Genomic DNA, 10,390 nt, shown 5'->3' with positions numbered 1-10,390 from the left:
GCTCAACCCTCCCCCTTCAGATCTTCGAGAGTGACCGGCTCGCGGGTCGCGCCGGCCTTCTTGCGTTTGGCGCTATTGGCAACCGCCATCACCGCGCCCACGGCAACGCCGCCCACGGCGGCGGCACCGGCGGTGGTGTAAGAGCCACCGGTGGGGATGGACAGGGCGTCATAGAACCCGCCCGCGTCCCAGAAATCCGGTTGCGAGCAGCCGATACAGCCGTGACCGGCCTGAATCGGGAAGCTGACACCATCATTCCACTTGACTGTGGCGCAGGCGTTGTAGGTCACCGGTCCCTTGCAGCCCAATTCGAACAGACACCAGCCCTTGCGCGCGCCTTCATCATCGAACCCTTTGGCGAACTTGCCTTGGTCATAGAAGGTGCGGCGATAGCAGCGGTCATGGATGGTTTCGCCATAGAAAGCCTTGGGCCGACCCCTGGCATCCAATTCGGGGAGGGTCCCGAAGGTCAGGTAGTGGGCCAGGACAGCCGTCATCACCACCGGGATCGGCGGGCAGCCGGGCACGTTGATCACCGGCTTGTCCTTGACCAAATCGGACACCGCCACGGCACCCGTCGGGTTGGGATTGGCCTTGGGCAGACCGCCGAATGCGGCGCAGGTCCCGATGGAAACCACTGCCGCCGCGTCCTTGACCGTATCCATCAGCATATCCTTGTTGGAAATGCCGGCGATGGTCGAGAAGCCGGGGTTGCCCAGCGGAATGGAGCCATCCACCAACACCAGGTATTTGCCCTTGTTGTCATGCATGGCCTGTTCGCGGGCCGCTTCCGCCGCATGGCCGGATGCGGCTTGCAATGTATGGTGATAGTCCAACGAAATGACGTTGAGGATCAGTTCCTCCAGGGTCGGCGCATGCGACCGGGTCAGGGCCTCGGTGCAGCCGGTGCATTCCTGGAAGGACAACCAGATCACCGACGGACGCCGCTGGGATTCCAGCGCCGCGGCGATTCTGGGGGCCAAGGCGGGCGGCAGCGCCAAGATGGACGCCAACCCCGCACAGTATTTGAGGAAACCGCGTCGGCTCACGCCCCGGCTTCGCAGCACCTCGGATAAAGTTTTATTATTCCCCATGCCAGTCCTCCACGACTAGTCAGTTTTCAGGCGTTGTTGCAACGCCTTGTGGCCCGCGAGGGCATCGGCCCTCTGGGTCTTCAGGATTTCGGGTATGTCGGTGATTTCAATCAGTTGACTTTGCTGGCGGTCGGCCCCATCGAAATGGGTGACCAGCCACAGACCGGGATAGACGGTTTCCCGCACGTCGCTGTGCCCTTGGGCCTGGACGGTGGCGGAGACTTCGCCTTCTCCAAGAAACTCAATGAGCTGGATGATTTCAGGATCTGTCAGGGGCAGGGTGCGGAGGTCGATGGCGGTCTGGAGTCCGTCTGTGACCAGACGCTCCAAGTCTTCACTCAATTGGTTGAGAATGGCCTCAACCGCACCTGATACCCTACCGGACATTTTTTTGTTCTGCACCGCAGCATGATAATGCGGGGTACAGCCTTGATCTAAGATGCCGAACGCTTAGATAAATATGATATAACGCTTTGCGAATATATGGAAAGTGTAATATCTGTAATGGTATACTATTACATATTTAAATTATGTTATTAAAAATATTTAAGGTGCAACGCAATATTCCTGCGCACAGCACCCCTAATGTATAACTCTATTTCGCTGTGATTTGGCCGGTCCAGGCCGTCACGAGTGTGCGTACCGCGTCACAAATTTTTTCCACCGACTCGGACACGGCGGGACTCAACGAGTCGCCCATATCAAGACGGCCCGGTTGGACGGCCACCAGGGCCCGTCGGGCGGGGATCGTGCCGGTCAGACGCAGGGTCGTGACCAAGTCATGCAGGCCCACATCGTGGGCGCTGGGCGTGATCCGGTTGAGGAAATGGTCAAACTCTTGATCTTCAAAAACCTTCAGGGTTCCAGGCTCTGCCTTCAAATTCGCCGCATCAACAAAAATGACTCCCGTCCGATTTTCGATTTCCGGTAGCAGTCGCAGACCGGTGGTGCCGCCATCCATGATCTCGGCGTCCAGCGCAGCGCCCTCGGACAATACCCGCGCCACAACGGAGCCGATCCCCTCGTCGGAGAGGATCAGATTGCCCAGGCCCAGGACCAAAATGCCCCTTGCATCGTTTCCCATGGGAATCCCCCAGTGCTTGCGGGTTGCAAGGCGAGACGATATATCACGGACCAGACCGCTCGTCCGGTCAAATCCATTTTGCGGCGGAGATCCCTGCCATGTGCCTTGCTGTCCCCATGCTTGTGTTAGAGGTCAACGAAAGCGAGGCCCTTTGCGAGGTGTTCGGCCACAGGCGGACCGCCAAGGTCGACCGCATGCTGCACGAGCCCCCCAAACCAGGTGACTATGTCCTGATCTCGCGGGGGGTGATCTTCCGCACCGTCCCCCCCGACGAAGCCAGGGAGTCCCAGAATCTGTTCCGGGAAATCCTCACGCCGGAGAAAAACACCGCCAACGGAGACTGAGGATCAAGGCTTCGGCGTTCGGCACCTGGTCCGGCTCTCAAGCCCGCGAGCGGATTTCCATGGGTTAGTCTGTTTCGGCCTGTTTGCGGCGGACGGACATTTCCTCCACCACCTTGTTCAAGGATTGATCAAAGGCCCCGGCCTCCACTTGCTCCAATAGCCAGTCGATGGCCTTCGGGATCATCTCCTTATCATCGCCAACAATCACATCGGAATTCCCGTTGATGTCCAGGACCCTGTTTCCATAGTAAACCCGTATCCCATAGGGACCACCCGCTTCCTTGAACCACCAGGGGCGTATCTTTTTAGAGGTACAGCCAACCATTGTGCTAAAGTCTTTCTCTCCATTCACCTCGATCGCTTCATATGCCTCTTTCTGGTATCCCAATGACCTCAAAAGCTTATCTCTTGGGTGACCATGGCTTCCATTGGCGTTCGGCTTATTGAGATTCCCCATTACAAAATTAGTCATGGCAACCTCCTACATGAACGACTCACGTCAACATTAATCAGTATATCATATCATTTTATCAAACACAAATGAGTTGTATAGATTCTGATCTCATATGTCTCATATGAGCTTCAACGGATTCAAAATTTCTACCTTATGTTTTTATGGGGGCTGTAATTTGTGCCTCGCGCCATCTCACTTCCCGAACAGCCCCACCTCCCATTCCATGTCGGCGTCCGAAAGCGGGAAGCTGCCGTTTTCGGTGAGGGGCAGACGCCTGTTTGCGTCCAAGTCGAGCAGATCGTCTTGCAGGAACAGGCAGAACGGGGCGCTGAGGCCGGACTTCCAGGCCAGGGCCACCACCGCCTCGGGCACGCCGCCGTCGAGCACCTTGCGCACGGTGCGCGGACGCAGACCGCAGAGGGTGGCCAGGGCCACCTCTCCGGCGGGCCGATCCTGGATCAACAGTTCCATGACCTTGTCTTCGTTCAGCAGCCCCGCCTCGTAGAGCCGCTCCGCCTCCTCCACCCGCGCGGCGTCGGGATCGTCCCACAAGGCATCCTCCTCTTCCGAGTCGTCCGGTTCCTCGTCGAGCCGACGTTCCACCTCGGCCCGCACCGCCTGGGCGGTTTCCGGGTCCAGGTCCTGACGTTCCTGTAGGGTCTTGAGGAAGCGGTGGGCGACGATCCCGGCCAGTCGGCGGGCTGCCTTGGAAGGCAATCGGGGCCGTTCGACCAGCGGCTTGTGCCAGACCCGGACCTCCTTGGCCCGGTCGATGATGGCGTCCAGGGTTTCCTCGCGGATTTGTGCCGAGGGGTTGCCCAGCAGGTCGGTGATGGCGGAAACATCGTCGGTCGCTGCCACGGCATCGGCAATCACCTCGGCCACCGCCGAGCGGCGGGCGATGGCCCCCAGCGCGCCTTGCACCGGCGCCCCCTCGATGATCTCCAACAGGTCCGCGTCACTGAGCACCGGGGAGAATTGCAGCACCGGACCGCAGACTTCGAGCACGTCGTCGTGGGCCAGCCGCCGAATCACCTCCGGCGGGGCTCCGGCCACATCCTTCAGGGTTTCGGCGATCACCCGACGCACCCGCACCGCCTGATCGCGGGTCAGGGTTTCCAGGATCTCATAGGCCTTGAATTCGATCTTGCCGGTTTCGAAGGGACTCAGGCCGGGGGCCAGATGGGCAATCTTGGCCGCCAGATCGCTGCGCACATCCTCATCGCCGTCTGTCGATAACAGATGATCGGCCAGGATCGGCGTGGCGCTGTTGCCGGCAATGGTGCGCCGGACCTCGGGATTGTCATCCTCGGCCAGATAATACAGGATTTCCGGGCGCACGTCGGACCGGGCGGCCAGGGCGCGGCGCACGTCGGGATCATCATGGTTGGCCAGGGCGCGGGATTCTTCGTAGCTCAGGCTTCCCCCCTTGCCCCCCTTCATCAGCTTGTCCAGTTCTTTGCTCATGCGTCCCCTCCCGTCGCGGTGGGCAGGGAAATCTCGATGCCGCCCTTGCCACGCTTCTTGACCCGGTACATGGCCTCATCGGCGCGGGCCACCAACGACTCCATGGTTTCCTCAATCAGCGGATCATACAGGGCGACACCGACCGAGAACCCCAACGGGTGCGCCGCATCGCCCGAAAAAACCGCCAGTTCGGCGGCCGATTCATGCAGCACATCGACCCGCTGGCGGACCACCTCCGGTTCGATGCGGTCGAGCCACAGGACGAATTCATCACCGCCGAGCCGGGCCAGCAGGTCGGAGGCCCGGGTATGGCTGTCGAGAATATCGCGCACCTTGAGCAGCGCCGCGTCGCCCTTCTGGTGACCATGCACATCGTTGACCCGCTTGAAGTTGTCCAGATCCACATAGACCAGCGCGCCGCCTCCGCCGGGCCGCTGGGACTTCTTCAGCCGCCGCGGCAGTTCCTCCTCGAAGAAGGCCCGGCGGTTGAGCAGACCGGTCAGACCATCGGTCCGCGACAGTCTCAGAATCCGCTCGTGGTTGTTGAACTGCTCCAGGGCGATCCCCAGCCGGTTGGCCACGTCACCGGCGATGATGCGGTCGTCATCGCTCCAGGGCTGACCCTCCGAACGTCGCCAGACACACAGGGCACCGTTGACTTCGCGCTGATAGGGGGTGGCCGCGGACAGCAAGATCAATTCCCCGCCCGTGGATTCAAGCACCCGGTGATCGGCCCGCACCGCCCGCACGGCTTCATTGAGAATCTCATCGGCCGCATGCTCCCCCTGTTCCGCGACCAGGAAAAAATGCCCGGCCCCGTCACTGCCATAGATGCGCACGCCATCCGCATGGATCGCGCGGGCGGTGGCCAGGGCGGCCACGTCGAGCATGTCCTGCGGGTCCACCTCGTCGCGGATGGCACCGACCACGCTATTGAGAATTTGCTCACGCTGATGGGCCCGGGCCAGGGCGGCATCCTTTTCCCGTTCGGCGGTCACGTCGCGGCACACCCCACGTCCGCCGCGCCAGATTCCGTCTTGGGTAAACAAGGGCACGGTGGTGACGATCAGGCAGGCGCGGGTGCCGTCCGCCCGCCGCACCCAGACCTCGGCCTCTTCCACTTCACTATGAGAAACAAAGGGGTTGCGCGTATCACCGCCCTTCTTGAGCAGTTCCGAGGGGGCATGGCCGATCAGCCGCGCCGCCTCGAAGCCCAGGGCCCCGCGCGGCGAAACATAGACGAACCGCCCCTCCGGCCCGACTTCCCAGGCAAAATCCGACGAGGCCTCCACCAGATCCTTGAAGCGTTCGCGGGAATCCACCAGGGCGGCGCGCAGATTACGTTCCAGGGTCACATCGCGGGCCAGCAGCAGATGCAGCGGCGGCGCCAGGGGCAACAACTGGATCTCCAGGATCAGCGGTTTGTCGCCCTGGTCGAAACTATAACTGCCGGTCAGCGGACCGTCGCCCCGCACGGCGCTCAACACCTGATCCCGAAAATCCGCCGGAGTCCCGCTGCTCAAGGCCTCGGCCAACACGGCACCGGCCCGGTTGGTGGCCACGACCGTTCCGTCGGCCCTGAGGGCGAGGGCCGGTCCGGCGGCCCCGTCGAGCATGAGTTGCAACCCCCTGCCGTCCAATAAGGGCGCCGTTTCAAGGGCTTCGGCAGTGTGCTGTGGGGTGTCGGACATGTGGGGCGGTCACGATTCTTATGGATTGGAGGGGAATTTTAGAAGCCCTCGACGGCCCCGGCAAGCCTTGCCTCTCACATCAAGTCTTTCGTCCACAGCCGACCCGGCCTATATGAAGGGGCATGAACGCGCCACAGCCCTCGTCCAAGCCTGCCCCCCTGGCCTATCCGCACGGCCTGCGCGATGCGGCGGTCTGGGTGTTCGACCTGGACAACACCCTGTATCACCATTCGGCATGTCTGTTCGATCAGATTGATGTGCTGATGAAAGCCTATATCGCCCGGCTGCTGGATCTGCCCGAGGACGAAGCCTTCAAAGTTCAAAAGCAATATTTTCGCGACTATGGCACCAGCCTGCGCGGGCTGATGAACCGTCATCACATCGACCCGCACGATTTCCTGGATTTCGTCCATGACATCGACCTGTCGGTGATCGGCCCCGACCCCCGGCTGGGCCGCGCCCTGGCCGCTCTGCCCGGACGCAAGATCATCTTCACCAACGCCGACGAAGCCCACGCGGCGCGCATTCTCGATCGGCTGGGCATCGGTGACCATTTCGAGGCGGTGTTCGACATTTTCGCCGCCGACTTCGTGCCCAAGCCTGACCCGGCGATCTATGACGCCCTGATCCGCCGCCACGGTATTTCGCCGACCCGGGCGGTGATGGTCGAAGACATGGCCCGCAATCTGATTCCGGCCCATGCCCTGGGCATGACCACCCTGTGGATCGACACCGGCTCCGACTTCGGCCGCGACGGCCATCACCCGGACTATATCCACCATGCCACCGATGATCTCTCGGCCTGGCTGGCGGCGATGGTGGGGGATGCGGTTGGCGGCTGAGGAAATGCCCGGCAAACCCAGGTATTAGGGGGACAGCATACTAAACGAGCGGCATCGGCCGCCCCATCCGGCGGCCTGCCTACCGCCGTGACAGCGGCACCACATATTGCAAATCCGTATCCCAGGGAAAGAACACCCATTGCGCCTGCGGGACCTCGTGCAAAAAGGTATCGACCAGCGGCTGGCCCTCGGGCTTGGCGTACAAGGTGGCAAAATGGGCTTTGGGCAGCAGTTCCCGGGCCGCCCGCAAGGTGGTGCCGGTATCCACCAGATCGTCGATCAGCAACCATCCCGCGCCCTGTTCGGCCACAGCCTGTTCGGGGGCTTTGAGGATTTTCGCCTGCGCCCCCATTTCCTGTTCTTCGTAGGTGGCGATGCACAGGGTATCAATCAGCCGGATTTCCATTTCCCGGGCCACAATGGCTGCCGGGACCAGACCGCCCCGAGTCAAAGCGACGATTCCTTTCCAGGTCTGATCGGACAATAGTTTGCGCACCAGATACTTGGCATCCCGGTGCACGTCGGGCCAGGTGACGATCAATCCGTCGGTTTCGTCGATGGGGGCAGGCATCAGAAGGTGACCTCCACTCTCGGGGCTAAGGTGTCCTTGGCGTCAAACAGGCTGCGGCATTCCGCCAGCCGATCCGCCGCCAGTTCATGGCTTTCGATCAAATATTGTTTCAGATTGCGGGTCCGGGCCACGGCCAATTCGCCAAGCCGCACCTGTAGCTGTTGGTCCAGAGCGAGCAGGTCTTCCGGCGTCAGCTCAGGCGGGGTTTTGGCTTTCGGCGCCGCAGCGATTTTTTGCGCCAGGGCCGCCGCGCGCGCCTCGGCGGCCATCACCTTGAAATCGGCCCCGGTCGCCCGCCCACACAACCGGATGGACAGCTTGGGGCGTTCCTGGAGCACCAGCGCCAGATTATCGCCATGGGTGATGACAGTGGCGGACAGCTTCGCCGATCCGGCATCGAACACCACCGGCTTGAAGCTGACACCGCCATTTTCCGATTCAATGATCAACGAAATCAGTGCGGCGGGCGGGAACAGGACCTTGAAAAGGCCACCGGCGGCGGCCTGGATGGCACCCCCCACGGCCTGATTGATGGCGTCGCTCAAATCGAATTCGGGCGCCGCCAGATCGCCCTTCACCGGCAGGGTGAGCTTGATCCGTCCGTCGGAATCCTCCAGCAGCCCGACCACGGTTTCCACCGGCATGCCGACCTGATCGGACAGCCGTTTTCGGTCTTCCTCGGACAGCGGCGTAAAGGCCAGTTTGTCCAGTTGCAGATCTAACTTGCCGTCGAGAATGCCACCTTCAACCTTACCAGAGCCATTGGCGGTCAACCGCCCCCCGTCCAGGTTCATGCCCACCGCCTGCGCCGCATAGGGCGACAGGGTCGGTAACTCCAGTGTCTCAATATTGCCGTTCATGTCAAAAGACAGGCTCGGGCCAAACGGCTTGGCCCAACCGCTCAGAGTTAATGGCGTGAACTTATTGATTTTGCCTTGCAGGTCCAACCGTGCTGCCTGATCCGGGTCATCAAGCGCCAGATCGGAGAGACTCAGGGTTTCAATATCGAACGTGCCTTGAGTAGGTGGCACCACCGATCCGTCAATCAGCGTCAGCCGACTGTCGGAATCCAATGATATTTTGCTGATCCGCAGGACGATAGGGGTCGCCGAAGGGTCCTTGGCCGGGTCCTCGTCTCCTCCCGAGAGCGCCGCCATTTTATCGGTCAAGGTCGCGTCCAAACCTCGCCCCGAGATCTGACCCACACGAATGTCGTTCACCCCATGGAGGGTGACGTTATCGAGCGACAGGCCTTTCATTTGCAGACGGGCGGCGGCTCCATCGTCGAGACTGGCTCGTAACGACTCCAGATCCGTCGAAAGCTCGACCTGCCAGTCCAAGAGGCCCTCTATGGGACGATGAACCGAGGCCTTGAAGGGCGATATCTGACGGGCCACCTCAACAGAGACCGCCGCCTGTTGTCCCTTTTTCGGCACAACCGTCTTGATCTCCGCAAGGTCGAGGCTTCCAACAGCTTGTAGATCCAAGGTTTGATCGGCAGTTTGCTGTACGGTCAGGTCGGTCAGGGCAAGGGTCCCGCGCCCCAGCGTGCTTTCCACAGGCGTGGTGAGAGCCAGTTTTTCAACGGCTAACGTGGGTTGACCCTTGAACGCCAAAACCCCCTCGGCGGAGCGCTCCAGATCCAGTTTCGCCATTTGGAGCGAAAGCTTTTCGAGTGTCGCGGCCAATGAATCCGTTTGCTCCCATGCCCCGGCCGCTGTCGCCATGGAAAGCGACCCCCGCACCGCCAGCCCTTGTGCGGTCGACAATTCAGTTTCACCGGCAAAATGCATCTGGCCCTTGGACAGGGTAAGGGCACCGATATTCGGATATTCCAGGTCCATTTCCTCGCCCAGCAATGCTAGGCTTCCTGTCAGCGCCAAGTCGGCATTGGGGGACAGCGATCCCTGCTGATCCCACCGCAGACCGAAGCTGCCCGCTTGTTTGATCAACCCCAAATCTCCGACCGCTTGTTGCAGCTTTGCCAGAGTTATTTCATCAAGGCTGCCCTTGAGAGTCAGACGGAGGGTCTCGGCAAACGGCGTCGCCGTGCCCTCCATCGCCAAGACCATGTCATTGATCCGTGCGGTCGTGGCGAAGGTCCCGGGTTGATCGGGGGTCCAGCCGAAAAAGCCCTTCAGATCCAGTTGTTGGGCATTCAAAGCCAGAGTCCGTCCGCTGGCCAGATCGTCGAACTTAACGCGGCTGTCCTTGAGTTCGAAGTGATCCAGGCCGACCAGCCAGGTCACGGCGTCTGGCGGTGGCGGCGACACGTCGGACGGGCTTTTTATCAGGTCGGCCAGGGGAATCTTGTTCAGCAACAAAGCGCCCGATTCATTGCGCTCCAGATGCAGATCCGCCCCATGCAGGATCGCCCGCCGCACCCGGACACGATGGTCGAACAGGGCCTTGATGTCATAGACCAGCCCCAGTTCGCGGACCTCCAGGGGAACCTGCCCGGCCCGGCCAATGGCCACCGGCCCCAGCCGCACTTCATGGTTCCACCAATCCAGACGCAACGTTTCCAGGCCCTTCGGATCAAGACCCAGAGCGCGCAATTCCTTCTCCGCCAGATAGGCCGCCAGGGGGGCCGAGGCCAGAAACAGCCCGCCGACAGCGAGCAGCAGCGCCAGCAGCATGCCGCCGGTGATCCAGGGCCAACGCGGGCGACGGGTTGGGGAGGGTGCGCTTTCCGCCATGTCCATAAGGGTCCTTGAGTGGCATTTTCCTATCGGGAACATCGCCCTGTTGCCGGACGAATACAAGCCACCTGCACGGCAGGGGCTGCATTTTTCCACCGATCCATTATAAAATCCGCCGACTCGAAAAGGAGACTCGATTCT

10 protein-coding genes are annotated in these 10,390 nt (G+C 61.2%); 2 read left to right on the top strand and 8 right to left on the bottom strand.

The genetic code is table 11. The annotated features are described in order from the left end of the window. Window positions 1–2: 2 nt before the first annotated feature. The 3 genes from ACYQ1P_RS08230 to ACYQ1P_RS08220 all read right to left on the bottom strand — a co-directional run bounded on the left by ACYQ1P_RS08230 (window position 3) and on the right by ACYQ1P_RS08220 (window position 2,178). Window positions 3–1,094, bottom strand: coding sequence for a hydrogenase small subunit (locus tag ACYQ1P_RS08230; RefSeq protein WP_460019864.1), 1,092 nt, complete (start codon window positions 1,092–1,094; stop codon window positions 3–5). A gap of 15 nt (window positions 1,095–1,109) precedes the next feature. After that, window positions 1,110–1,481: a hydrogenase expression/formation C-terminal domain-containing protein gene (locus ACYQ1P_RS08225; RefSeq protein ID WP_460019863.1), complete on the bottom strand. Its 372-nt coding sequence runs from the start codon at window positions 1,479–1,481 to the stop codon at window positions 1,110–1,112. 208 nt (window positions 1,482–1,689) lie between these two features. After that, the gene (locus tag ACYQ1P_RS08220; protein ID WP_460019862.1) at window positions 1,690–2,178 is read right to left on the bottom strand and encodes a hydrogenase maturation protease; all 489 of its coding nucleotides are present in this window, start codon (window positions 2,176–2,178) and stop codon (window positions 1,690–1,692) included. A gap of 98 nt (window positions 2,179–2,276) precedes the next feature. Between ACYQ1P_RS08220 and ACYQ1P_RS08215 the strand changes: the two genes are divergently transcribed. Continuing rightward, complete coding sequence (locus ACYQ1P_RS08215; RefSeq protein ID WP_460019861.1) at window positions 2,277–2,522, top strand: HypC/HybG/HupF family hydrogenase formation chaperone; 246 nt, start codon at window positions 2,277–2,279, stop codon at window positions 2,520–2,522. 64 nt (window positions 2,523–2,586) lie between these two features. On the opposite strand, the gene ACYQ1P_RS08210 is transcribed toward ACYQ1P_RS08215, so the two are convergent. From ACYQ1P_RS08210 to ACYQ1P_RS08200, 3 genes are all read right to left on the bottom strand, one after another. Continuing rightward, entirely contained in the window at window positions 2,587–2,994 is a 408-nt protein-coding gene (locus ACYQ1P_RS08210) for a hypothetical protein (RefSeq protein ID WP_460019860.1), read from the bottom strand. Window positions 2,995–3,168: 174 nt separating this feature from the next. Further along, window positions 3,169–4,443 carry a DUF2336 domain-containing protein gene (locus ACYQ1P_RS08205; protein ID WP_460019859.1) on the bottom strand — a complete coding sequence of 425 codons (1,275 nt, stop codon included), beginning with the start codon at window positions 4,441–4,443 and terminating at the stop codon, window positions 3,169–3,171. Then, window positions 4,440–6,134, bottom strand: a complete 1,695-nt coding sequence (locus ACYQ1P_RS08200) for a sensor domain-containing diguanylate cyclase (RefSeq protein WP_460019858.1) — start codon at window positions 6,132–6,134, stop codon at window positions 4,440–4,442. Before ACYQ1P_RS08200 ends, ACYQ1P_RS08205 begins: the two co-directional genes overlap by 4 nt. Window positions 6,135–6,256: 122 nt before the next feature. Between ACYQ1P_RS08200 and ACYQ1P_RS08195 the strand changes: the two genes are divergently transcribed. Then, complete coding sequence (locus ACYQ1P_RS08195; protein ID WP_460019857.1) at window positions 6,257–6,976, top strand: pyrimidine 5'-nucleotidase; 720 nt, start codon at window positions 6,257–6,259, stop codon at window positions 6,974–6,976. Between the two features lie 79 nt (window positions 6,977–7,055). On the opposite strand, the gene gpt is transcribed toward ACYQ1P_RS08195, so the two are convergent. Then, entirely contained in the window at window positions 7,056–7,547 is a 492-nt protein-coding gene (gpt, locus tag ACYQ1P_RS08190) for a xanthine phosphoribosyltransferase (protein ID WP_460019856.1), read from the bottom strand. After that, a complete protein-coding gene (locus ACYQ1P_RS08185) occupies window positions 7,547–10,246 on the bottom strand; it encodes a DUF748 domain-containing protein (RefSeq protein ID WP_460019855.1) in 2,700 nt (899 codons plus the stop codon). Before ACYQ1P_RS08185 ends, gpt begins: the two co-directional genes overlap by 1 nt. Between the last annotated feature and the right edge of the window lie 144 nt (window positions 10,247–10,390).

Source organism: Magnetospira thiophila, from assembly GCF_054657015.1.
The sequence above is the reverse complement of the archived record's forward strand: the minus strand, read 5'-3'. Positions and strand labels throughout refer to the sequence as shown.

Bases quoted from the DNA above. Each gene is read 5' to 3' on its own strand.
- ACYQ1P_RS08200 (WP_460019858.1), bottom strand. From the start codon at position 6,134: ATGTCCGACACCCCACAGCACACTGCCGAAGCCCTTGAAACGGCGCCC.
- gpt (WP_460019856.1), bottom strand. From the start codon at position 7,547: ATGCCTGCCCCCATCGACGAAACCGACGGATTGATCGTCACCTGGCCC.
- ACYQ1P_RS08225 (WP_460019863.1), bottom strand. From the start codon at position 1,481: ATGTCCGGTAGGGTATCAGGTGCGGTTGAGGCCATTCTCAACCAATTG.
- ACYQ1P_RS08185 (WP_460019855.1), bottom strand. From the start codon at position 10,246: ATGGCGGAAAGCGCACCCTCCCCAACCCGTCGCCCGCGTTGGCCCTGG.
- ACYQ1P_RS08210 (WP_460019860.1), bottom strand. From the start codon at position 2,994: ATGACTAATTTTGTAATGGGGAATCTCAATAAGCCGAACGCCAATGGA.
- ACYQ1P_RS08195 (WP_460019857.1), top strand. From the start codon at position 6,257: ATGAACGCGCCACAGCCCTCGTCCAAGCCTGCCCCCCTGGCCTATCCG.
- ACYQ1P_RS08230 (WP_460019864.1), bottom strand. From the start codon at position 1,094: ATGGGGAATAATAAAACTTTATCCGAGGTGCTGCGAAGCCGGGGCGTG.
- ACYQ1P_RS08220 (WP_460019862.1), bottom strand. From the start codon at position 2,178: ATGGGAAACGATGCAAGGGGCATTTTGGTCCTGGGCCTGGGCAATCTG.
- ACYQ1P_RS08215 (WP_460019861.1), top strand. From the start codon at position 2,277: ATGTGCCTTGCTGTCCCCATGCTTGTGTTAGAGGTCAACGAAAGCGAG.
- ACYQ1P_RS08205 (WP_460019859.1), bottom strand. From the start codon at position 4,443: ATGAGCAAAGAACTGGACAAGCTGATGAAGGGGGGCAAGGGGGGAAGC.